Origin of the sequence: Streptomyces sp. CA-251387 (assembly GCF_050936625.1) — a bacterium.
Classification (GTDB): Bacteria; Actinomycetota; Actinomycetes; order Streptomycetales; family Streptomycetaceae; genus Streptomyces.
Window position 1 is genome coordinate 820,463 of the sequence record NZ_JBNJMJ010000001.1, and the last position, 24,765, is coordinate 845,227.

At 71.0% G+C, this 24,765-nt stretch carries 12 protein-coding genes; 5 read left to right on the plus strand and 7 right to left on the minus strand.

The annotated features are described in order from the left end of the window. Window positions 1–12: 12 nt before the first annotated feature. The 4 genes from ACQEV2_RS03630 to ACQEV2_RS03645 all read left to right on the plus strand — a co-directional run bounded on the left by ACQEV2_RS03630 (window position 13) and on the right by ACQEV2_RS03645 (window position 5,444). Window positions 13–2,160, plus strand: a complete 2,148-nt coding sequence (locus tag ACQEV2_RS03630; RefSeq protein ID WP_433036447.1) for an alpha-galactosidase — start codon at window positions 13–15, stop codon at window positions 2,158–2,160. A gap of 42 nt (window positions 2,161–2,202) precedes the next feature. Beyond that, window positions 2,203–3,726: a glycoside hydrolase family 43 protein gene (locus tag ACQEV2_RS03635; protein ID WP_433036449.1), complete on the plus strand. Its 1,524-nt coding sequence runs from the start codon at window positions 2,203–2,205 to the stop codon at window positions 3,724–3,726. Between the two features lie 100 nt (window positions 3,727–3,826). After that, the gene (locus ACQEV2_RS03640; RefSeq protein WP_433036451.1) at window positions 3,827–4,105 is read left to right on the plus strand and encodes a hypothetical protein; all 279 of its coding nucleotides are present in this window, start codon (window positions 3,827–3,829) and stop codon (window positions 4,103–4,105) included. 214 nt (window positions 4,106–4,319) lie between these two features. Next, complete coding sequence (locus ACQEV2_RS03645; protein WP_433036453.1) at window positions 4,320–5,444, plus strand: GH12 family glycosyl hydrolase domain-containing protein; 1,125 nt, start codon at window positions 4,320–4,322, stop codon at window positions 5,442–5,444. A gap of 101 nt (window positions 5,445–5,545) precedes the next feature. On the opposite strand, the gene ACQEV2_RS03650 is transcribed toward ACQEV2_RS03645, so the two are convergent. Further along, window positions 5,546–6,778 (minus strand): cellulose binding domain-containing protein, encoded by a 1,233-nt coding sequence (locus ACQEV2_RS03650; RefSeq protein ID WP_433036455.1) that lies wholly within the window; start codon window positions 6,776–6,778, stop codon window positions 5,546–5,548. Window positions 6,779–6,886: 108 nt separating this feature from the next. Continuing rightward, on the minus strand, window positions 6,887–8,533 hold the full coding sequence (locus ACQEV2_RS03655) for a glycoside hydrolase family 27 protein (RefSeq protein ID WP_433036457.1): 1,647 nt from the start codon (window positions 8,531–8,533) through the stop codon (window positions 6,887–6,889). A 606-nt stretch (window positions 8,534–9,139) separates the two neighbouring features. Here ACQEV2_RS03655 and ACQEV2_RS03660 point away from each other — a divergent pair. After that, window positions 9,140–11,158 (plus strand): non-reducing end alpha-L-arabinofuranosidase family hydrolase, encoded by a 2,019-nt coding sequence (locus ACQEV2_RS03660; RefSeq protein ID WP_433036459.1) that lies wholly within the window; start codon window positions 9,140–9,142, stop codon window positions 11,156–11,158. Window positions 11,159–11,405: 247 nt separating this feature from the next. On the opposite strand, the gene ACQEV2_RS03665 is transcribed toward ACQEV2_RS03660, so the two are convergent. From ACQEV2_RS03665 to ACQEV2_RS03685, 5 genes are all read right to left on the minus strand, one after another. Beyond that, window positions 11,406–13,013, minus strand: a complete 1,608-nt coding sequence (locus tag ACQEV2_RS03665; RefSeq protein ID WP_433036461.1) for a cation acetate symporter — start codon at window positions 13,011–13,013, stop codon at window positions 11,406–11,408. Further along, the gene (locus ACQEV2_RS03670) at window positions 13,013–13,504 is read right to left on the minus strand and encodes a DUF485 domain-containing protein (RefSeq protein ID WP_433036463.1); all 492 of its coding nucleotides are present in this window, start codon (window positions 13,502–13,504) and stop codon (window positions 13,013–13,015) included. Before ACQEV2_RS03670 ends, ACQEV2_RS03665 begins: the two co-directional genes overlap by 1 nt. Before the next feature lie 481 nt (window positions 13,505–13,985). Then, on the minus strand, window positions 13,986–14,570 hold the full coding sequence (locus ACQEV2_RS03675; RefSeq protein ID WP_433036466.1) for an antibiotic biosynthesis monooxygenase: 585 nt from the start codon (window positions 14,568–14,570) through the stop codon (window positions 13,986–13,988). A 396-nt stretch (window positions 14,571–14,966) separates the two neighbouring features. Further along, window positions 14,967–16,478, minus strand: coding sequence for a tryptophan 7-halogenase (locus ACQEV2_RS03680; RefSeq protein ID WP_433036468.1), 1,512 nt, complete (start codon window positions 16,476–16,478; stop codon window positions 14,967–14,969). Window positions 16,479–16,492: 14 nt separating this feature from the next. Next, window positions 16,493–24,565 carry a type I polyketide synthase gene (locus ACQEV2_RS03685; protein WP_433036470.1) on the minus strand — a complete coding sequence of 2,691 codons (8,073 nt, stop codon included), beginning with the start codon at window positions 24,563–24,565 and terminating at the stop codon, window positions 16,493–16,495. Window positions 24,566–24,765: the final 200 nt, after the last annotated feature.

Genomic DNA, 24,765 nt, shown 5'->3' on the forward strand with positions numbered 1-24,765 from the left:
GAAAGGGCCACTATGACCGAGAAACAGGGGACCTTGAAACAGGAGACCTTCCGCTGGGGGCACGAGGCCCTCCAGCTCGAGATCGTCCTCGATGACCACGGCAGCCCGCGGCTGACGCACCTCGGACTGCCCGGCGGGGCTGAGACAACCCCCGCGTCCCTGCCCCTGGTGGAGGTGACCGCCACGGGTCAGGGCCGTGGCTGGTCGGGCAGCCGCCTCGTCGACACCGGTCTCGGCGGGCGTCTGCGGCACCGGGCCCACCGCGCGACCCGCGACGGCGAATGGCACACGCTGACCGTTCAACTCCACGACCCGGAAACCGGACTGGTCGCGGAGGTGGCTTACCGGTCGCCGGACGGCGTGCCCGTGCTCCGCAGCGAGGTGACTCTGCGCAACGAAGGGCCGGCCACGCTGCACCTGGAGTCGGTCAGCTCGCTCGTGGTGGGCTGCCTCACCACCAAGGGGCCTGCAGCCGTCGACGCCGCGGACCTGCTGTGGGCGGACAACGACTGGCTCTCCGAATGCCGCTGGCAGCGACAGCCGATGCGCCTGACCTCACCGGCCCACAGCGGACGCGTGAGCGACGTCAACGGCAAAGGCGGCTGCGCCCTCAACGGACAGGGCACCTGGTCCAGTTGCGGACACCTGCCCATGGGCGGCTTGACGGACCGCCGCTCCGGCCGCAGCTGGGTGTGGCAGATCGAGCACAACGGCGGGGGCTGGCGCTGGGAGTGCGGCGAGCGCGACAAGGCGGCCTATGCGGCGCTGTTCGGGCCCACCGACACCCACCACGGCTGGCGGCACTCCCTTGAACCCGGCGCCGTCTTCCGCACCGTGCCCGCCGCCCTGTCCTTCAGCGCCGACGGCGGCCCCGACGCCGCGTTCGCCGCGCTGACCCGCTACCGCCGTATCCAGCGCCGCCCGCACACCGACCACCAGCGCCTGCCCGTCATCTTCAACGACTACATGAACTGCCTGATGGGCGACCCCACGACCGAGAAGCTGCTGCCGTTCATCGACGCCGCGGCCGACACGGGCGCCGAGTACTTCGTGATCGACGCCGGCTGGTACGACGGCGACGACGGCGGCTGGTGGGACACCGTCGGCGCCTGGGAGCCTGCCGCCTCCCGGTTCCCCGGGGCGCGCGGGATCCACGAGGTGCTGGACCGCATACGGGAGCGCGGCATGGTTCCGGGCCTGTGGCTGGAGCCGGAGGTGATCGGCGTACGCAGCCCCATGGCCAAGTCCCTGCCCGACGAGGCGTTCTTCCGTCGCGACGGCGTCCGCGTCACGGAGGCCGGCCGGCACCACCTGGATCTGCGCCACCCGGCCGCCCGCGCCCACCTGGACCAGGTCGTGGACCGCCTGGTCGGCGAGTGGGGCGTCGGCTACCTCAAGCTCGACCACAACATCGACCCCGGCTCCGGCACCAGCGCCCACCCCGGCGAGACCCCGGGCGCCGGCCTGCTCGGCCACAACCGGGCGCACCTCGACTGGCTCGACGGCATCCTGGACCGCTACCCGCACCTGGTGGTGGAGAACTGCTCCTCGGGCGGCATGCGCTGGGACCACGCACTGCTGTCCCGGATGCAGCTGCAGTCCACGAGCGATCAGCAGAACCTCCAGCTCTACGCGCCCATCGCGGCCTCCGCGCCGACCGCCGCCACCCCCGAACAGGGTGCCGTCTGGGCGTACCCCCAGCCGGAGGACTCCCTCGACGAGGTGGCCTTCACCATGGCCAACGCACTCCTCGGCCGGATCCACCTCTCCGGCCGCATTCCCGAACTCGAGCCTGAGGCCCGCGCCTTGGTCCACGAGGCGGTGGCCGCGTACAAGGCCATCCGCGCCGACCTGCCGCAGGCCGTGCCGTCGTGGCCGCTCGGCCTGCCCACCTGGAACGCCCCCTGGACCGCCCTGGCCCTGCACACTCCGGCCACCACCTACCTCACCGCCTGGCGCCGCCCTGGAGCCGACGCCACGGCGACACTTCACCTGCCCCACCTGCGAGGCACCGCCGCCCGTGTCGATCTGCTCTATCCCTCGTCCAGCCGGGCGGTTCCCGCCTGGACGCCCGACACGGCCGAACTGAGCCTGACCTTGCCCACCGCGCCGTCCGCCGTCCTGCTCCGCATCACCTCCACGGGCCCCGGCGCTCCCTGAACCGCCCACGCCTGCACCACTACTCGACGAGAGGACCTATCGGTGCCCCCTCTGCACCAGCCGGACGAACGCGTCACCGACGCCGTCAACCCTGTGCTCCCCGGCTTCCACCCCGACCCCAGCGTCTGCCGGGTCGGCGACGACTACTACCTCGCCTGCTCCAGCTTCGAGTACTTCCCCGGCGTACCCCTCTTCCACAGCCGCGACCTGGTCCACTGGCGGCAGATCGGCAACGCCCTGGACCGGCCGGAACAACTGCGTCTGCCGGCCGACATGCCGTCCTCCGCCGGCATCTACGCCCCCACCCTGCGCCACCACGACGGACGCTTCTGGCTGATCGTCACCAATGTCGCCGAGGGCGCCGGCAACCTGATCGTCACCGCCAACGACCCCGCCGGACCGTGGTCGGATCCCATCTGGGCGCCGGGCGTGCCCGGCATCGATCCCGACCTGGCCTGGGACGAGGACGGCACCTGCTGGTGCACGGTCGCCGGGGTGTCGCAGGTCCGTCTCGACCCGGCCACCGGGGAGACCTACGGGACACCGCACAAACTCTGGTCGGGCGGGCCCGGCGCCAAGGCCCCGGAGGCGCCGCACCTGTACCGGATCGGCGACCACTGGTACCTGCTCATCGCCGAGGGCGGCACCGAGCGCGGCCATGGCGTGGCGATCGCCCGCGGCCGTACGCCGGGCGGCCCGTTCGAACCGTGCCCGGCCAACCCGATCCTCACCCACCGCGGCACGGACCACCCCGTGCAGAACACCGGGCACGCGGACCTCGTCCAGGCCCCCGACGGGTCCTGGTGCATGGTCTTCCTCGGCGTACGGCCGCAGGGCGGCACCCCCGGCTGGCACGTGCTCGGCCGGGAGACCTTCCTGGCGCCCGTGACCTGGGTGGACGGCTGGCCGGTCGTCGGCGACGTGACCCTGGACCTGTCCGCACTCCCCTGGTCGCTCTCCCCCGGCCCCGTCGAGGAGCATCGGGACGACTTCGAGCTCAGCGAACTGCGGCCGTCCTGGATCTCCCTGCGGGGCCGGCTCGCCGAGCACTGCACCACCAAGGAGCGCCCCGGGTGGCTGACGCTCCGCGCGCGGGGAGCCTCCCTGGACGAGCCCGACGCCGTGTTCACCGGCCGGCGACAGCAGCATCTGTCGTGCCGGGCGCGGACCCTGGTCGATCCCAAGGAGGGGCGCGGCGGGCTCGCCATCCGGCTGGACGAGCGACACCAATACGCGATCGAGGCGTCCGCCACCCAGGTGCGGGTGATCGCGCGCGTCGGCTCCCTGCGCACGGTCGTGGCCGAACGCTCCGTGCCCGCCGGACCTCTGGTCCTCGACGTCACGATCAGCGACCCGCCGCCACCGCACGGGCCGTGCACCGGACCCGACGTCGTCTCTCTCGGCATCGAGCAGCCCGACGGCACGTTCACCGAACTCGCCACCCTCGACGGCCGCTATCTGTCGACCGAGGTCGCCGGCGGCTTCACCGGCCGGGTCATCGGCATGTACGCCGCGGCAGGCACCGTCCACTTCGACTGGTTCGACTACGAGCCCCTTGATGACTGAACCCGACTCCTCCTGACCGCTGAACCGGTCCCTTCCTGACGAGGCAGGGGGTCCTCGTACCACCACCCGAAAGGCACGACCGATTCGAAAGGGACGACATATGAAGGACGTACGGCATCCCGCGCGCCACCGCAGACGCGGCCCCGGGCGCCTGGGCTCCCTGCTGCTGACGCTGCTGTTCATCCTGGGGCTGTCCGGCGGCACCGCGCTGGCCGCGCCCGATGGTGCGAGAGAAGCGTCCCCGTCGACGGTCAGGGTCCCGGCGTCCGCCATGGACGCCGTCGCGACGATGCCAGATGGCGTCCAGGGTGTTGCCCAGGTTCCAGCTGGGCTGCACGTCACGAAGTCCGGCAGCTCGGTCACCGACACAGCCTCCTGACCGACCGGCCGGTCCCTCGCCCTGGATGCCCCCTCCCTGGCAGCCAGGGCACGCGTGTACTCGCAGCCTCCGCGCCGCGCCGCACGCAGGATTGTCAGGGACATGAAAGCGCCCTACAGTCCGTCAGAAACAGACATGGGAGCGCTCCCATGTATTGGGGCGCGGGAGTGCCCCACCTCCCCAACTCCGGCCGTACCTCCGAAAGAGGCCCCGCATGCGACCGTTACCGCACCTCCCCCGCACGGTGCGCCGCGCGTTGGGCGCGCTCGTCACCGCGCTCGCCACCGTCGCGGCGCTCATCGCCGCCACACCTCCGGCCCAGGCCGACACCACGGTCTGCGAACAGTTCGGCTGGACTGTCGTCCAGGGGCGATACGTCGTCCAGAACAACCGCTGGGGCATCAACGAGCCCCAGTGCGTCACCGCCACCGACACCGGTTTCCGGCTCACCCGGGCCGACGGTTCCGTGCCCACGAACGGCGCACCGAAGTCGTATCCGTCCCTCTTCAACGGCTGCCACTACACCAACTGCTCGCCGGGGACCAACCTCCCCGCGCAGCTCACCCGCATCTCCAGCGCGCCGAGCAGCATCTCGTACGGCTACGTCGGCGACGCCGTGTACAACGCCTCGTACGACATCTGGCTCGACCCGACGCCCCGCACCGACGGCGTGAACCGGACCGAGATCATGATCTGGTTCAACAAGGTGGGCCCGATCCAGCCCATCGGCTCCCAGGTCGGCACGGCCACCGTCGGTGGACGCACCTGGCAGGTGTGGTCGGGCAGCAACGGCTCCAACGACGTGCTGTCCTTCGTCGCCCCGTCGGCGATCGGCAGCTGGAGCTTCGACGTGATGGACTTCGTGCGGCAGGCCGTGGCTCGTGGGCTGGCGCAGAGCAGCTGGTACCTGACGAGTGTTCAGGCCGGCTTCGAACCCTGGCAGAACGGCACGGGGCTGACTGTGCACTCGTTCTCGTCGACCGTCAACACGGGTGGTGGGCCGGGCGGCCCGGGCGGCGCCACGACCTGCGACGTGTCGTACACCACGAATGTGTGGCAGGGGGGCTTCACCGCGGACGTCACGGTCGCCAACACCGGTTCGGCACCCGTCGACGGATGGCGTCTCGCCTTCACCCTGCCCTCCGGCCAGCGCATCACGGGCGCCTGGAACGCCACCGTCTCCCCGGCCTCGGATTCGGTCACGGCGGGCGGCCTGGCGCACAACGCGAGCATCGCCCCCGGTGGCAGCCAGACGTTCGGGTTCCAGGGCACCTACAGCGGCGCCTTCGCCGCGCCGGGCGGGTTCAGCCTGAACGGGACCGCCTGCACCAGGACGTGACGTGACCGGCGCCGGACGCCTGCGTGCCGTGCGGCGCCATGACAGCCATACGCGGCGACGGCTCTCGCCGCGTATGGCACCAAAGAAGACAGACCGTCTGCTCAACTCCCTGGGGCAGCACAGGCAGTGCCGTTCAGCGTGTAGGAGTTGGGCGGGGCGGTGTTGCCGGTGTGGGCTGCCTGGAAGCCGATGTCGACCGAAGCGCCGGGAGCGATGGTGGCGTTGTGGGACGCGTTCTGGGCCGTCACCCGGCCGGAGGCGGGCGAGTAGTCCGCGTTCCAGCCGGAGGCGATGGTCTGGCCGTCGGGCAGGGTGAAGACGAGGGACCAGCCGTCGATCGCGGTGGTGCCGGTGTTGGTGATAGTGATGCTCGACGTCAGGCCGGTGTTCCAGGCGCTGACGGTGCCGGTGACCCGGCAGGTCGCAGTCCCTGGCGGCGGGTTGGAGGTCTGGAACTGGCTGAAGAACTTCCAGACCTCTTGCGGCACCCAGGTCCTGGAGCCGCTGTCACCGGGGGCCCCGTCCTGCGGAGCGGGGATGTGCCCTTCGTCGAACGCGGCCCAGGCGACCGGATGTCCGGCCGAGCATCCCGGGTAGGTGGTGACCCGGTGCGTCAGGCTGCCCTGCGCCGGCTCGGGCGGGTTTTGCGGGGTGCAGCCGTTGTTCCGGACGAACCGGTCCCGCATCGCCCGGCCGCCGGAGATGCCGAGCACGCTGTCCCTGAGGCCGTGCACTCCGAGGTAGGCGATCGGCTGGGTGCCTCCGCTGCATCCGCTGAGCTGTCCGCCGCCCAGGACCGCGACCGCGCGGAAGACCGTCGCGCGGGAACACGCGAGGGCGTACGACATGGCGCCGCCGTAGCTGAAGCCCGTGGCGAAGCGCTGTGTGGTGGCGACGCACAGGTCCGCCTCGATCCGCCTGATCATGTCGTCGACGAAGGTGACATCCTCCCCGCCGGCGTTGGCCCAGCCGTTGTTGAGGCCTTGGGGTGCGACGAAGATGGCGCTGTTGTTCGCCAGTCGCTGGAGCCCGTAGTAGGCCCAGGTGCCAGTTTCCACGGTGCGGCCCGTGGCGACGTCAGTGGAGGTGCCGCCCAGCCAGTGGAACCCGAAGACCAGCCGGTGGGCGCGGTTGCGGTCGTAGCCGTCCGGGATCCGCAGGATGAAGCTCCGGGTCTTGCCGCTGCTCTGGATCGTGTGCGTACCGCTCGTCAAGGTGGGGGCCTTGCCGCATCCGGGGGTCGCGGCAGCAGTGCTGACGGGTGCGGCAGCCGTGCCGGACGCCATCAGCGCGGTGTTCTCGCCCTGGCCGTGGCCCAGTGCCGTGCTTCCCATGCTCAGGACGAGCAGCACCGCGACCACGGCGGGCCATAAGAGGGATCTTGTCCTTGCCGTCATGCAACTTCCCTTCCGTTCCGGTGAACCGCAGGCAGGGGTCTGCCCTCACACGCGGGTCCACTTCTGGTTGGCCTGGCCGTTGCAGGTCCACAGCACCAGCGGGGTCCCGCCCGCGGTGCCGGCCCCGCTGACATCGAGACACAGCCCGGCATGGACGTTGCGGATCGACCCGTCGGAGCCGACGGTCCATTTCTGGTTGTTCTGGCCGTTGCAGGGCCAGGTGATGACCCGGGTGCCGTTGGTGGTGCCCTGGTTGTAGGCGTCCAGGCACTTGTCGCCGAAGACACGGATCTCGCCGCCGGCCCAGGTGGTCCACAGCTGGTTGGCGGCCGTGTGGCAGTCCCAGATCAGGACCGTGGCCCCGGACGCGGTGGAGGCGTTGTCCACGTCCAGGCAGCGGCCGGAGCCGGTGTCGCGCAGACGCGAGGTGGTGGCCGCCAGCGGGCTGCCACCGGTCACCCGGAACACGGCCACGCCGTGCGCGGGAACGCTCGCCGAGATCTGCCCGGATGTGCTGGACGTGCCGCCGGTCCACAAGTCCGTGAGCGTGAACTGCCCGCCGGACAGACCGACTTGCGCGGCCGTGGTGGTGACCGTCGCGGTGCCCTCTCCGCGGTTGAACAGGCCCACCGCGACCGAGCCGTCGGACAGAGGCTTGGCGAACACCTCGGTGCTGCCGTCGTCGCGCACCCTGCGCCCGCCCACCCCCAGCGGATCCTGGTTCACCGCCAGCAGGCGTGGGTTGCGCAGGATCGCGCTCACGTCGGCGGACATGGTGCGGATGTCGTTGCCGGCCATGAGCGGGGCACCCAGCAGCGCCCAGAGGGCGAAGTGGGAGCGGGACTCGGTCAGTGACAGGCCGGGGCGGCCGACGACCAGCATGTCGGGGTCGTTCCAGTGCCCCGGGCCCGACTGCGCCGCCAGTGGCGCGGTGACGTCCAGGACGTTGCCGACGCCCATCGGATAGCTGTTGGTGTTGCCGTTCTGCCAGATGTCGAGCAGGTCTTCGGTGGTCCGCCACAGGTCGGCGACCTCTCCCCAGTTGTACGTGGCGCCGGTGGGGGCGTGAAAGCTGTTGGGGTTGATGCTGTAGACGATCGGCCGCCCCGTGGCACGCAGGGCGTCGCGCATGAGGGTGAACCGCGCGACCTGCTCGCCAAGGGTGCCGCTCGAGGAGCACCAGTCGTACTTGAGGTAGTCGACGCCCCACGAGGCGAACGTGGCGGCGTCCTGGGCCTCGTGCCCCCTGCTGCCCGTGGAGCCCGGATAGGTGCCCACGGTCTGCGCACAGGTGCGTTCGCCCGGCACCTGGTAGATGCCGAACTTCAGGCCCTTGCTGTGGATGTAGTCGCCGAGGGCCTTCATCCCGCTCGGGAACTTGTCCGGATTGGCCCGCAGGTTGCCTGCCGCGTCGCGCTGCGGGTCGAACCAGCAGTCGTCGACCACGACGTACCGGTAGCCGGCGTCCCGCATGCCCGAGGAGACCATCGCGTCTGCGGCCTGGCGCACCTGGGCCTCGGTGATTCCGCACCCGAAGCTGTTCCAGCTGTTCCACCCGAGCGGTGGGGTGAGCGCCGGGCTGCCCGGCGCGGCCGTGGCCGTGGAGTGCGAGGAGGCCGTCACGGACGCGGTGACCGTCAGCGCGGCGGCCGCGAGGAAGCGTAGCAGTCGTCTGGGTGATCGTCTGGGCACCCGGGAGCTCCTTTTCCGGAAGGGCGAGATGGGCGGTCGTGGGCGTCTCCCGGCATGTCGCGCTCATGACATCCAGGGGAGATTCTAGGGTTCGCAATTTCGAATCTGATTCGGAAAGTCAGGGCCTCACGGATAATAGAGAGGCATCCGATTCTGTCAACACCACGCGGCCTCTCGCCCCTTCACATGGCCCGCAGCGACGGAAATCAGCGGCGTTCACCTGCAACATCAGGACATCCGACCCGCAACAGCCGAACGTTCAACCTGCCTCGAATGTTTCGACACACAATGCGAATAATGCGAGAGGCCTTGACGGGGTCCGTCGGCCTCCTATCATCCAGGATGCTCGATCAGCCGATGCGTGTTCGACATGGCGAACGCAGAGCAGCCGCAACGGCAGGCCGGGGCCACACAGGGAGAGCGCCATCCATGGATATGTCATGCCCTAATCAACGCATCGCGCGTCGCCAGGCTCTGGCCCCCTCTTCAACCACGCCTCGCAGTCACTCGGCGGCGCGGTCCGCGTCACGCGGTTCGAGCTGTCCACGCCCTGAACGATCGGAGGATCGCACACCCAACCCCCCACCCGACCGTACGAGGAGAACCATGAACCCGCTGCAACGACTCGGCCGTCGCCGAGCCTCGGTATTAGCCCTCCTGGCCTCGGTCGCCCTGGTGACGCCCGCGTCCGCGACCGGCGCACCCGACGACGTCAAAGCCTCCACACTGGGCGCCCAAGCGGCCCAGTCCGGCCGGTACTTCGGAACCGCCGTGGCCGCCGGACGGCTCGGCGACGGCACGTACACCGGGATCCTGGACCGGGAGTTCAACTCGGTCACACCCGAGAACGAGATGAAGTGGGACACGACCGAGCCGTCCCGCGGCTCGTTCAACTTCGGCCCCGCGGACCAGATCGTCAACCGCGCGACGGCACGCGGTCAGCGCGTACGCGGCCACACCCTGGTCTGGCACTCCCAACTGCCCGGCTGGGTCAGCTCCATCAGGGACGCGAACACCCTGCGCGGCGTGATGAACAACCACATCACCACCGTGATGAACCGCTACAAGGGCCGGATCTACTCCTGGGACGTCGTCAACGAGGCCTTCGCCGACGGCGGCAGCGGCCAGCACCGTCCCTCGGTCTTCCAGAACCTGCTGGGCGACGGCTTCATCGAGCAGGCGTTCCGCACCGCGCGGTCGGCCGACCCGGCGGCCAAGCTCTGCTACAACGACTACAACATCGAGAACTGGAGCGACGCCAAGACCCAGGGCGTCTACCGCATGGTCCGCGACTTCAAGGCGCGCGGTGTGCCCATCGATTGCGTCGGCCTCCAGGCCCACTTCGGCACCGGCGGCCCGCCGGCCGGCTTCCAGACGACGCTGTCGAACTTCGCCGCCCTCGGCGTGGACGTCCAGATCACCGAGCTGGACATCGCGCAGGCGGCGCCGACGGCGTACGCCAACACGGTGCGGGCCTGCATGAACGTGGCGCGCTGCACCGGCATCACCGTCTGGGGCATCCGGGACAGCGACTCCTGGCGGGCCTCGGAGAACCCGCTGCTGTTCGACCGCGGTGGCAACAAGAAGCCGGCCTACCAGGCGGTGCTCAACGCGCTGGGCGGCTCGGTCGCGGCACAGCGGGCTGACGTCCGTTCGGAGCGGTCCGCCGCCGCTCTGCCCTCACGCTTCTCGTGGAGCTCCAGCGGGACGCTGATCTCACCGAAGTCGGACGCCACCCACAACATCGCCGGGATCAAGGACCCGACCGTCGTCCACTACAACGGCAAGTACCACGTGTTCGCGAGCGTCGCCAGCTCCTCCGGATACAACCTGGTGTACCTGAACTTCAGTGACTGGTCCCAGGCCGGCTCGGCCACGCACCACTACCTGGACCGCAGCGCCATCGGGCCCGGGTACCGGGCCGCGCCGCAGGTCTTCTACTACGCGCCCCAGCGCTTGTGGTACCTCGTGTACCAGACCGGCAACGCCTCGTACTCCACCAACCCCGACATCAGCAACCCGAACGGGTGGAGCGCGCCGCGCAACTTCTACTCGTCGATGCCCGACATCATCAAGCAGAACATCGGCAACGGCTACTGGGTCGACATGTGGGTGATCTGCGACAGCGCCAATTGCTACCTGTTCTCGTCGGACGACAACGGGCACCTGTACCGCTCGCAGACGACCGTCGGCCAGTTCCCGAACGGCTTCACCAACACGGTCTTCGCGGCCCAGGACTCCAAGTACGCCCTGTTCGAGGCGAGCAACGTGTACAAGGTGCAGGGCAGCAACCAGTATCTGCTCCTCGTCGAGGCCATCGGTTCGGACGGCCGGCGCTACTTCCGCTCCTGGACCTCAGGCAGCCTCGCCGGCTCCTGGACGCCCCTGGCCGCGTCCGAGAGCAACCCGTTCGCACGGGCCAACAACGTCACCTTCCCCTCCGGGTCCTGGACCAGGGACATCAGCCACGGCGAGATGATCCGGGCCGGCTACGACCAGACACTCACCATCCCCTCCTGCCGGCTCCAGTACCTCTACCAAGGCATGAACCCCAACACGGGCGGCGACTACAACCTCCTCCCGTGGCGGCTCGGCCGCCTCACCCAGACCATTTCGACGTGCTGACCAGGTGGGCCCCGCCGCTCGCGCGGGGCCCATGCCCTCTCTCCTTCCGCGGTTGCGGAAGCTCTCCAAACGAGGTGATATGCCGGGGTGGAGCAGCCGTCCGTGGCGACCGCGGCAGCGGTGTCCTGGCCGGCAATGTAGCCCTGGCTCCAGCACGCGGTGCCCCAGGCCTCGCTGAGGACGCAAGCAGGTCGGGGCGCCGACCGGCGCCCCGACTCCGGCCCGGGCGGTGCGGGGCAGGCCTCCGTCAGTGCCCGTCGGGCGCCGGAGCCCCGGCCAGGATCGTCGGCTCCACCGCCTCGTAGCGGCGCAGCTGCGCCGAGGCGTCCTGCTGGGACAGGATCGTGCCCAGCCAGCCCGCGAGGAAGCCCACCGGGACCGACACGAGGCCGGTCGTGGTGAACGGGAACCAGGCGAAGTCGCTGTCCGGGAAGACCGACTGCGGTGAGCCGGAGACCAAAGTGGTGCCGGTCATCAGGACGAGCACGCTCACGGTGCCCGCGATGAGCGTGCTCAGCAGGCCCGTACGGGTGTAGCGCCGCCAGAAGAGGCTGTAGACGAGCGCCGGACCCACGGCGGACGCGCCGACGCAGAAGGAGAGGGTGACCATCAGCTGGCCGTTGAAGTCCCGGACGTAGACGGCGACGACGATCGCGGTGAGGCCGACGCCGAGTGCGGCGGCCCGTGCGATGGTCATCTCCGTGGAGTCCGGCAGGGTGGTCCTGCGCAGGCCCTGGGCGATCAGGTCGTGCGCCAGGGTGTTGGCACAGGCGAGGGTGATCCCGGCGACCGAGGCGAGCAGGGTGAGGAAGATCGCCGTGGTCACCAGGGTGAACAGGAGGGTCTCACCCACGGACGGATCAGGGCCCATGACGGCCTGACTGACCATCAAGAACGCCGTCTCTCCCTGCGGGTCCGCCGCGACAAGCTCGGTGTGGCCGACGAGCGCCGCCGCGCCGAAGCCGATCACCGAGATCAGCAGGCACATGACGACGACGGTGGAGACCGCCCAGGACATCGAGCGCCGCACCCCGGACGCGCTGCGGGAGCCGAACATGCGCATCGTGATGTGGGGCAGGACCGCCGCCCCGAGCACGATGGTCAGCTCCGCGCTGATCATGTCCAGTCCGTCGCCGCCGAACTGCAGCCCGGAGGAGAGGTAGGCGTCGCCCGCGCCGCTCCCCTCCTTGGCCGCGTCCAGGAGCGCCGACAGGTCGAAGTCGTAGCGGTCCAGGATGAGCAGGCAGATGGTGACGGACGCGGCCAGAAGGACGACGGTCTTGACGATCTGGATGAAGGCGGTGCCCTTCATTCCGCCGATCGCGGCGTACACGATCATCAGGCCGCCGAGGCACACGATGAAGCCGGTCTTGAAGCCGTCCGAGTCGAAGCCGAGAACGACGGCCAGCAGATCGCCCGCGCCCGAGAGCTGGAAGATCACCAGCGGCAACAGCGCGGTAAGGGTGACCACGCAGGCGGTGATGCGGACCGCGGGATCGGACGTACGGCGGGCGAGGACGTCGCCCATGGTGAACCGGCCGGCGTTGCGCAGCGGTTCGGCCAGGAGGAACATCATCAGAACTAGCGAGAGCACAGTGCTCAGGGCGAGCACCACGCCGTCGTATCCGACGAGCGAGACGACGCCGATGGTGCCGAGCACGGTCGCGGCGGAGATGTAGTCGCCGGAGACGGCGAGCCCGCTTTGCATGGGTGAGAGCGAGCGATAGCCGGTGTAGAACTCGCCGAGGTCGTCATGGTCGGGTGCGGTCATCACACACAGCAGCAGCGTGACGGTGGTGACGGTGATGAACGCGACCAGCGACATCGTCTGGGCGTCGGAACTGAATCCGTTCATCACCAGGCACCCCCCGCGGGGTTGGTGGAACGCTGCCGTCCGGTCATGCCCGGCCGGCCGGCGTAACCCTGTCGGGCCGTGTGGGCGGCCTGGGCGATCCGGGCCGTCTCTGCCGCGCGGTGCGTCTCGGCTGCCTCTTCGGCGTGCTGCCGGATGGTCGCCGCGAGCGGGTCGACGCGGCGGCGGGCGATCCGCTCGTACACGGCGATCGCCACCAGCACGACCGGCAGCTGGCACAGGCCGAGCGTCAGTCCGGTGGTGAGGCCGCCGTCGCCGCTGCCGCTGGTCATCAGTCCGGGCGCGTACGCGGAGAAGACGAGGAAGAGCGTGAAGTAGCCGAGTGCCGTGAGGGTGGCCACCCGGCGCAGCCTGCGGTAGGCCGCACGGAGCCTGTTCAGATCGCCGTTGGGGGTGGGAATCTCCCGCACATGCTCGTGCCACTGCGGACCGGGGTCCGGCGACGGATCGGGGAAGTACTGCTCGTACGACATGGGGTGTGGCTCCTTGCGGACCTCGCGGCCTGAGGGTGCCCCTGCGCCCGACGGCGCAGGGAAAATGGCTCGCGGTCGGAGCTGCGCATATTACTGGCCGGTAGCAACGTGACGTAAGGGGGTTACCGACTGTTAGGTATGCCAGTTCCGCAACGGTCGGGTCACGGCAGATCACGGCAGGTCACACGCGGTCCGCGGCGGGGCGCCGTCAGGCCCGAGAGCGCCTGACCATCGAACCCCCGCGGCGCACGAGCAACACGACGAGCGCGAGCGCGGACACTGGGCGCCGGTCGGGATCCGGGCCGCCGCCTCCGGGGCCGCTGAAAGGACAGGACGGCATCCGCGTTTGTGACAGCCCCATGCCGCGAACCTGCCCACAGCCGCGCCGGAGATCCGGTCGGCCGAGCGGATCAAGGCGCTCAGCTGCGGGGCCGTCGCACAATCGATCTTCGGCTACGCCGCGTATACCGAACGGACCGAGCTACGGTGAGGGCGGGGGATAGAGCCACAGTCGCAGCAGTCGGCTGAGGCGCGGCATCAGCACATAGGTCAGTGTGGGCAGCAGTACCGCGGGGAAGAGCACCGCGCGCAGCGGCAGCGGCCAGCCGGTCGTGTGGGGCACGAGCAGCCACTGGACCAGCAGAACGAGCGGATAGGCCGCGAGGAACGTGGTCAGCACCATCTTCCAGCGGGGCGGGGACTGCACCGTCGTGCCGGGCAGGCTGAACCAGGTCTCCATCCCGGTGGTGGACTGCCGCTCCCTGCTGATCTCGGTGGCGATGCCCTCGATCCGTGCGTGCCAGTCCGCCCGCTCCTGGGACGTCAGCCACTGCGACAGCCGCTCCGGGTCGGCGAAGTGCACCACCGCGTGGAAGCGGTGGCCGTCCTCGGGGCGAAGCCAGGCCACCCCCTGGTTCCCGGGGAACCGCGACGCGCTGCGGGTGATGCCATGGGTCCACCGCTCGAACTCGGCTTCCTTACCGGGGCGCACCTTCCAGGTGAAGACGGCCGTGACCGGTTCGGTGCACTGGGTGCTGTGGTCCGTATGAAGGGCGCTGTGGTTCATACGGAACCGCGTGCCACGAGAGCGCGCGTCTCATGCCCCCGCGCAGGGCACCGTAAGGCTCCCGCGGGGCTCGGTAAGGAGCCCGGCCTGGATACGGTCGGTTGATCCCGCGCTCGACCGCATGGCGCTCGCGGTGATCCACCGCATCGAAACGCTCCGGTCGGCCGCCACAGGAGCCGAGCTTCCTGCGGTGGCGGGAAGTGGCGCACATGGCCTCCGCAACCACCGCTTCGCCCACCACCCGGCAACCTGAAGCGCATCGTCACCGCCAGCCTCATCGGCACCACGATCGAGTGGTACGACGACTCACGAGGGCATCGGGGCACGATCACACGTCCTCGCGAACAGCTCCGCCGTACCGCGCGGAACCGGCTGCCACCGACCTGTCTGCGCCTACTACGTCTCAGGTTCGACCCAGGCCAGCCCGTCCGCCGACGCCACCAGACCGCCGGGCCGCAGCGGCGCCTCCTTCTCCAACGGCCCGCCGAACAGCCCGCGTTCCTGGAGAGCGGTCCCCTCCTGGAACACCTGTCGGAAGCTGTTGGACTCGTAGAGCGGATTGCGCAGGTCGTCGGCGTCGGGGAGGCGGCGCACGGCCCGTTCGAAGTCGTCGGCGACGCTCGTCAGCCGTGCGCCCACCGGCCCGGCCCCGGTGAGCGACGCGTCGCCGGACGCCAGACCGCCCACCAGCTCGACGAACGCCTCGATCTCCGTCGAGCCGACGTTGGTGACCTTGCGCGCCTTCCAGAAGTACGACCGTTCGTCCTGGTGCATGTCGTAGAAGGAGACCAGGAAGTCGTGGAACAGGCCGTACTCGTGCCGGTAGCGGGCCTCGAACTCGGCGAACAGCCGATCCTCGTCCAGGGCTGCGGAGAGGTAGCCGTTGATGGACCGGGCGGCGAGCAGCCCGCCGTACGTCGCGAGATGGACTCCGCTCGACAGCACGGGATCGACGAAGCACGCCGCGTCTCCGACGAGCACCATGCCGGGCCGCCACAGCCGTGACTTCCAGTACGACCAGTCCTTGCGGACGCGGACCTGGTCGTAAGGCGGCTCGATGGCTTGGGGGACGCCGTCGAGGAAGCCGCGTACCTCCGGGCAGGCGTCGATCAGACGGTGCCAGGCGGTCGCCGGGTCACGCTGGATCGCCTCGGCGTTCTCGCGGGCGACCACGGCTCCGACGCTGGTCAGGTCGTCCCGGAGCGGGATGTACCAGATCCAGCCCTCGTCGAAGGCGGCGCAGAAGATGTTGCCGTCGTTCGGTGCCGGGAGCCGCGCGCCGCCGGCGAAGTAGCCGAACACCGCGATGTTGCGGAAGAAGTCGGAGTAGGTCCGTTTGCCGCCGACGTGCGGGTGGATCCTGCTGCCGTTGCCGGAGGCGTCCACGACGTACCGGGCGGCGGCCTCGCGGATCTCGCCCTCGGGGCCGGTCCAGCGCACCCCGCGGACCCGCCCCTGCTCGCCTCCGTCGGCGAGCACGCCGGTCACGCGACAACCCTCCCGGACGTCGACGCCGACCCGGCGGGCGTTGTCGAGGAGGATCGCGTCGAACCGGGACCGCTCGACCTGGTAGGCGAACGAGGTCGGGTCGGCCAGCCGGGGCGACAGCGCGAAGGAGAACTGCCAGGGGTCGCGGTTCCGGCCCCAGCGGAAGGTGCCGCCGCGCTTCGGCTTGAAGCCCGCGGCGGCCATCTCGCCCTCGACGCCGAGGATCCGGCACACACCGTGCACGGTGGACGGGAGCAGGGACTCGCCGATCTGGTACCGGGGGAAGGTCTCCTTCTCGACGAGGAGGACACGATGGCCGTGCAGGGCGACGGCCGCGGAGACAGTGGCCCCGGCCGGACCGCCGCCGACCACGATGACGTCGAAGTCCTCCGTGGGCTTGGCAGAACTCTCAGAACTCACGGAATTCACGGAACTCACTGGTCTCCCTTCGCCGTTCGTGCGTCGATCCAGGTGCGAATCGCCGACACGGTTGTCTCCGCGTGTGCCTGCATCATCGTCAGGTGGTCGCCGGGGACCTCCACGACGTCGTGCGCCGTGGGCCAGGAGGTCCGCCAGTCGTCCGCGTCCGCGGAGGCCGCCATGGCGGGCGTGGGCCGCAGGGCGCGCACCAGGAGCGTGGGGGTGGCGACCGGCTCAGGATCCCAGTCGAGAAAGATCCGGTTGTAGGCCCCCATCGCGGCCAGGGCGCTGTCGTCGTCCCCGATGGGGACGGGCTCTGCGGTGTCCTGCGGCGGCGGGGCGGCCAGGGACAGCAGCCAGTCCTTGCCGCTGTTGTCCGGTGTGATGTGGTAGGTGTCCAGCAGCACCAGGCCGGTCGCTGCCCGGCCGTTGTTCTCCAGCTCGTGGGCCACCAGTTGCGCCACGTTGCCGCCCGCCGACCGTCCTACGACCACGAAGGGTCCGTCCCCGACGTGCCGCAGCACGCTCTCGGCCTGCGTACGCGCCAGCGCGGCGCGGTCCTCGGGCACGGCGGCACCGGCGCCGATACCGGGATGCGGGAACTCCAGGACGTCCAGGTCGCCCTGGAAAGCGCGGTGGAAGCGAGGGAAGTCTCCTCCGCCCGATACTAGCGAGGGATGGTAGGCCGGGAAGTAGACGACCGTCGGCCTTCCGGACCCGGGGCGGCCGTGGGAGCGGCGGATCGGGGGCAGAGCGTGCTCGCCGCCTCGGGCGGCCGTGAAGGTGGGCAGCGCCCAGGACGCGGTGACGAGCAGGTGCACCGCCGCCACCGGTTGTCCGCCGGCGCTGACCGTGCGGAACAGCGAGGAGAGGGTGTAGGCGGGCCGCTCAGCCCCAGGGGCCTTGGGCGCCTCCGTGGCCTCGGGGGCGGTTGCGGCGGCCGCCGGTTCGCCGCCCAGTAGACCGAGCAGTTGGCGTGCCAGCTCCTCGGCCGTGCGGTGCTCGAACACCACGGCCGCCGACAGCCGGAGCCCCAGCGCCATGCTCAGCCGGTTGCGGATCTGCACGGCAGTGAGGGAGTCGAACCCCAGGTCGGCGAGGCTCTTGCCGGCCGGTAGCGCGTCGGCGTTCGCGTATCCGAGCACCGCGGCCACGTCGGCCCGCAGCAGCTCCACGAGCGCCGCTTCCCGCTCTCCCGGGGATATGCGGGCCAGCCGCTTCCGCCAGGCTCCCGGCTCCAGCATCTGCCCGGGAGAGCCGGCGGGGCCGGAGCCCGACGCCGCGGCGCTCGGCCGGTGCTGACGGACGAGTCCGCGCAACGGCGGTGGCAGGTGCCCCGCAGCGGACCGCAGCGCCGCCCGGTCCAGCAGGATCGGCGCCAGGATGGGCTCCGTCGAGCGCAGCGCGGCGTCGAACAGGGCCAGGCCCTGCTGCGTTGACAGCGGCACGAGCACGTCACGGGGATCCGGGCGCTGAGGGCGCTGTCGGGGCTGCTCCCCCGCCATGCCGCCGGCGTGCTCCCACGGGCCCCACGCCAGCGAGAGCGTCGGCAGTCCTTCGGCGGCGCGGCGGTGGGCGAGGGCGTCGAGGAAGGAGTTCGCGGCCGCGTAGTTGCCCTGGCCCGCCCGGCCCAGCAGACCGGAGACGGACGAGAACACGACGAACGCCGAAAGACCCATGTCCCGGGTCAGTTCGTGCAGATTCCAGGCCGCGTCGGCCTTCGGCCGCAGTACGGCCGCCATCCGCTCGGTGGTCAGGGAGTCCAGCACGCCGTCCTCGAGGACCCCGGCGGCATGCACCACGGCGGTCAGCGGCGGCTCGCAGCGCTTGATCACCTCGGCCAGCGCGGCTCGGTCGGCCGCGTCACAGGCGACGACGCCGACCTGCTCCGCCCCCAACTCCTCCAGGTCGTCGCGCAGGTCCTTGGCTCCGGGTGCCTGCGGCCCGCGGCGTCCGGTCAGCAGCAGATGCCGTACGCCATGTTCGGCGACCAGGTGACGTGCCAGTTCCGCGCCCAGCGCACCGGTGCCTCCGGTGATGAGCACCGTGCCGCCCGCGCCGAAGGCAGACCCCGTGCCTGAGGCGTCACCGTCACCGACCACCGCCAGCCGTGGAACCGTCACCTGCCCGTCCCGCACGCGGAGTTGCGGCTCACCGGTGGCGACGGCCGACCGCAGCATCCGCAGCGACTCGGGCCGTCCGTCCACATCCACCAGGACGACACGACCGGGCAGCTCCGACTGCGCCGTACGCACCAGTCCCCAGACCGCCGCACCCGCCAGGTCCGGCATCGGCCCGGTGGCGTCCCGCGTCACCACGACCAGTCGTGAGCCGGCCGCGCCCGGATCGTCCTGCCAGTCCTGGAGCACCTTGAGCACCCTGCCGGTCAACTCGTGCACCGCGGACAGCGGATCGGAACCGGACCCACCGACGGCGATGGCCGTGACGGCGACGAAATCGGGGGGCACGGCGTCGGGCAGGAACTCGGCGAGGTTCAGCTCGTCCGGTCCGCGCACCGCCCAGCCGCGCGTATCGGCGTTGCCGGGGAGTTCGAGGGTGGCCCATTCAGGGCGCAGGAGAGCCCTTCGTACGATGTCGTCCGTCATGTCGGCCCGGTCAGCCCGGTCGGCCCCGTCGGCCGGGAGTTCCCTGGTGGCCAGGGAGTCCACTCGCGCCACGAGCCGGCCGGACGGGTCGGTCAGGGTCAGCGAGACCGTGTCCGGGCCCTGCGACGTCACCCTGACCCGCAACTCTGTGGCTCCCGAGGCGTGCAGGCTCACTCCGCTCCACGCGAACGGCACCCGCAACGTGCCCGCGTCGGCGGGAGCGACCAGCAGCGGCGCGTGCAACGCGGCGTCGAACAGCGCCGGGTGGATTCCGAAGCGGCCCGCTTCCGAGGTGTGTGACGCGGGCAGCCGGACCTCCGCGAAGACATCGTCGCCGCGCCGCCAGACCGCGCCGACGCCCTGGAAGGCAGGCCCGTACACGAGCCCGGCATCGGCGAGGGCAGCGTACGCGTCGGTGAGATCCACCGCCTCGGCGTCTTGGGGCGGCCACGGAGTCGGCTCGCCCTCCGCCGCACGCTCGCGGCCCAGTTGACCGGAGACGTTCCGGGTCCACGGGGCGTCGGCGGAATCCTCGGCCGAGTCCTCCGGCCGGGAGTAGATGTCGACCGGCCGCCGGCCCGAGTCGTCCTGCGCACCCACCACGACCTGCACGCGCACCCGCGCGGAACCGGGCAGAGCGAGCGGCGCCAGCATCACGAGGTCGTCGACCGCTCCGCAGCCCGTCTCGTCGGCCGCCCGCACGGCCATCTCCACGAACACCGTCGCCGGCACGATCACCCTCCCGGCGACGACATGGTCCGCGAGCCATGGGTGGGCCTCCAGGGACAACAGCCCGGTCAACACGGTTCGTTCGGTGTCCGGCATCGGGAAGGCCGGGCTCAGCAGCGCCCCCGCTTCGGCCGCCGCCGGGCGCGGTGCGTCCAGCCAGTACCGCTGCCGCTGGAAGGCGTACGTCGGCAGATCCACGCGCCGCGCGCCGGAACCCGCGTACACCGCAGTCCAGTCGACAGCGGCCCCGGCCACATGCAGCCGGGCCACGGCCGACAGGAGCGTCTCCGGTTCGTGCGCCCCGCCTCGCGTGGCCACGGCGAGAACGGCGCCGCTCGTGGACGCGTCGGTCAGACAGTCGGTGGCCGCCGCGGTGAGTACGGGCCCGGGGCCGAGTTCCAGGTAGGCCGAGACCCCGTCGTCCGCGAGCCGGCGCACGGCGTCGGCGAAGCGCACGGGCTGCCGGGCGTGCCGCGCCCAGTACTCGGGCGAGCACAGTTCCGCAGGCTCGGCGAGTCTGCCCGTCACGGTGGAGACGATCGGGATGCGCGGGGGCCGGAAGGTCAACTCCCGGGCCACACCCAGGAATTCGTCGAGCATCGGCTCCACCAGGGGCGAGTGGAAGGCGTGGCTCACCCGCAGGCGTACGGCCCTGCGGCCGCGTGCCTCGAAGCCGGCCGCGACCGCGAGCACGGCGTCCTGCGCGCCCGAGATCACCACCGAACGGGGCCCGTTGACGGATGCGATCGCCACGCGCTCCCCCAACTCCGCCAGCGCGGGGAGTACTTCCTCCTCGGTCGCGTCCAGCGCCACCATCGCGCCCCCGTCGGGCAACGCCTGCATCAGCCGGCCGCGCGCGGCGACAAGCGTTGCCGCGTCGAGCAGATCGAGTACACCGGCGACATGCGCGGCCGCCAACTCGCCGACGGAGTGGCCCGCAAGCCGGTCGGCTCGAACGCCCCAGGCCTCCAGCAGCCGGAACAGCGCAACCTCGAAGGCGAAGAGTGCGGCCTGCGTGAAGTCCGTACGGTCGACAAGAGCAGCTTCCGGTGTGCCCGGCTCGGCGGACAGCACCTCGCTCAGTGGCTGTGGGAGACGGTCGTCCATGCACCGGCACACCTCGTCGAAGGCTGCGGCGAAGACGGGGAAGGCGGCGCGCAGTTCGGCGCCCATCCGAGGGCGCTGGGGACCTTGCCCGGTGAACAGGAAGGCCGTACGGATCTCCGGGTCCGTCAGTCCTCGTACGACTCCGGGTGCGTCCCGACCCTGCGCGAACGCGTTCAGCGCGTCCAGCATCCGGGTCCGGTCACCGGCCGGCACGAGCGCGCGATGGGTGAGGGCGGAGCGTGACACCGCGAGGGTGTGGGCGATGTCGGCGGGCGACAGGCTCGGCCGGTTCGCCGCTTCGGCCGCGAGCCGTCGGGCCTGGGCGCGCAGGGCTGTTTCATCGGCGGCGGAGAGCAGCCACGGAACGGGCGGCGGCGTGGCTGTCTCCTGGGAGACCGCCGAAAGCCCGGCCCGCGGCCCTGACGCTGCCTGCAGTGCCTCTGCCTCCGGTTCCTCTGCCTCCGGCGCCTCCTGCAGAATCACATGCGCGTTGGTCCCGCCGATCCCGAAGGCCGAGATCCCCGCACGCCGCGGGCGGTCCGAGGCCGGCCAGGGCCGGGACTCGGTCAGCAGTTCCACCCGGCCCGAGGACCAGTCGACGTGCGGTGTGGGCGAGTCGGCGTACAGGGTCCGGGGCAGTTCACCGTGCCGCATGGCCTGCACCATCTTGATGACGCCGGCGACTCCGGCCGCCGCCTGTGTGTGCCCCAGGTTGGACTTGACCGACCCGAGCCGGAGCGGTTGCTCGCGGCCCTGTCCGTACGTGGCCAGGAGGGCCTGCGCCTCGATGGGGTCGCCCAGCCGGGTGCCCGTGCCGTGGGCCTCCACCACGTCCACGTCACCGCCGCGCAGCCCCGCGTCCGCCAGCGCCTGCCTGATCAGCTGCTGCTGAGCCGGCCCGTGGGGCGCGGTGAGTCCGTTGGACGCGCCGTCGGAGTTGACGGCGGAGCCGCAGAGGACGGCCAGGACCGGATGGCCGGCCCGCCGCGCGTCGGACAGCCGCTCCAGCAGGACGAGTCCCACGCCCTCGCCCCAGGCCGTACCGTCGGCCGCCGCCGAGAACGACTTGCAGCGCCCGTCCGGCGACAGCCCGCGCTGTCGGCTGAAGGCGAGGAACGGTTTGGGCGTCGCCATCACCGTGACCCCGCCGGCCAGCGCCAGCGAGCACTCGCCCGAGCGCAGCGCCCGCGCGGCCCAGTGCAGCGCCACGAGCGAGGACGAGCACGCGGTGTCGACCGTGATCGCGGGACCGCGCAGGCCGTACGTATAGGAGATCCGTCCGGAAGCCACGCTGCCCGCCGAGCCCAGGCCCAGGTGCGCCTCCAACTCGTGGTAGCGGGAGAAGCGGGCGGAGTAGTCGCCGTACATCACGCCGACGAACACGCCGGTGTCGCTCTCGCGCAGCGACGCCGGGTCGATCCCGGCCCGCTCCCACACCTCCCAGGACGTCTCCAGGAGCAGCCGCTGCTGCGGATCCATCGCGAGTGCCTCGCGCGGCGAGATCCCGAACAGCGCGGCGTCGAACTCCGCGGCCCGGTGCAGGAATCCGCCGTGTCGCGTGTACGACGTGCCGATCCGGTCGGGATCGGGGTCGTACAGGGCGTCCAGGTCCCAGCCGCGGTCGGTCGGGAACTCCGAGATGGCGTCCCGGCCCTGCGACACCAACTCCCACAGATCCTCCGGGGAGTTGACGTCACCGGGATACCGGCAGCCCATGGCGACGATCGCGATGGGGTCGTCCTGAAGGGAGCGGTCCTGTCCGCCGTACGACTGCGGGTTCCGCACGGGCTCGGCCTCGAAGAGCGCGGCGCGCAGGTACCGGGCCACCTCGGCCGGTGTCGGATGGTCGAAGACCAGCGTCGTCGGCAGGCTCAGGCGGGTCAGGGCACCGAGCCGGTCCACCAGCTCGACCGCGCCGACGGACGTCATGCCGAGATCGGCGAACGGACTGTCCGCGTCAGGCAGATCGCACGGCGCTCGCCGGCAGACCTCGGCCGTCTCGATGAGGACCGTCTCGCGCAGCGCGCGTTCCCGCTCGTCGAGCGAGAGCGCGCGCAGCCGTTCGCTCAGGCCGGCCTCGACCGCGACCGGGGCGGCCGGAGCGGGGACGACCAGCTCGTGCCGGGCGATCTTGCCGGACGCGGTACGGGGGACGGCGGCGATCTCGCGGATCTCGGCCGGCACCTTGTAGTCGGCCAGTCGGGCCCGGCACTCGGCGAGCACCCGCCGCGCGTCGATCCCGTCCGGACCCGGTACGACGAAGCCGACCGGCACCTCGCCCAGCACGTCGTGCGGCACACCTACGACCACGGCGTCGGACACGCCGGGGCACTGCGACAGGACCTGTTCGATCTCCGTCGGGTGAATGTTCTCGCCGCCGCGGATGATCAGCTCGCTGACCCGGCCGGTGAGCCTGAGATGGCCGTGCTCGACACGGCGGCCGAGATCGCCGGTGCGGTACCAGCCGTCCCGCAGCGCGGCGGCCGTCGCCTCGGGCTGCTCGTGGTATCCGGTCATCAGGCCCGGCCCACGCACCCAGACCTCGCCCTCGGCCCCGTCCAGGACGTCCTCGCCGCTGCCCGGGTCGACGACTCGTACGTCGACGCCCGGCACGGGAGGCCCGCAGGAACCGTCGACCCGGGGCCCTTCCGGACGGTTCACCGCGATCATGCCGCAGGTCTCGGTGCTGCCGTACGCGTCGAGCAGGGGCGCCCCGAGGGTGTCCTCCACGGCCGCGTGCAGAGCGGGACCACTCGGTGCACCGGCCACGACGCACATCCGCAGCGCCCGCGGGGCCTCGCCGGCCGAGTCGACCAGCCGGTGATACGTCGCGGGCACGCCGGCCAGCATGGTGAAGGGGCCGCCGAACCCCTCGTAGGCGGTGAGCAGTTCCTGCCGCAGACCGCCCGGCGGCAGCAGCTCACCGGCGATCCGGGCGCTCGCGCCCACGGCCGTCACGCCAAGGATCGCCAGCGAGTGGCTGAAGCTGTGGAACAGCGGAAGCGGCCAGAGCAGGCGGTCGTCGGGCGAGAGGCCGAAGATCGGGGCGTAGCAGGCGGCCACGGACCACAGCGCGGCCCGTTGCGTGGACAGCACTCCTTTGGGCCGGTGGGTGGTGCCGGAGGTGTACAGCATCCAGGCCGGATCGTCGAGCCCGAGCATGTCGATCTCCGCGGACCCGTCGCTCTCGGCCGCGCTCTGGAACGACTGGGCCCCGTCAGGTATCGGACCGGTGCCAGTGCCGGTGACCAGGACGCCCAAGCCTTCGTACGGCTGTCCAAGGCGCCGCAGTTGTGCGAGGTGCGCGGCGTCGGTGATGACGAAGCCGGCGCCGCTGTCCTGGAGGAAGTGGGCCAGCTCGGCGTCGGAGGACCGCGGATTGAGCGGGACGCCGACCATGCCGGCCCGCAGGACGGCGAGGCAACTCTCCACCATCTCCACGCAGTTGCCGAGACAGATCGCAATGCGGTCCCCGCGGCGCAGTCCCGTCCGGGTGAGATGCGCCCCCAGTGCGCGGGTGCGACGCTCCAGCTCGGCGTAGGTGACGCTGCGCGAGGAGTCGGCGTAGGCGACCCGCTGCGCCGCCAGCTCGGCGTGCTCCTTCAACAGCTCCGGCAGCGGCCGGATCAGCTCCTCACGCCACATGGTCCCGCCTTCCAAGTCCCTCGCGGTTCAACGATGTTGAGCCTACGTGGACTGGCGGCAACGATGCTCCGGACGGCGCCGGGCCGCACCAGGCCAAAACGCCGGATGCCTCGCCCCCGCTCCCAAGGCGAAACTCCGTCACGCCAGGTCGAACGCGGGGCCGCCAGTTGCCGCACAGGGCAACACCCCTTGCCACGACG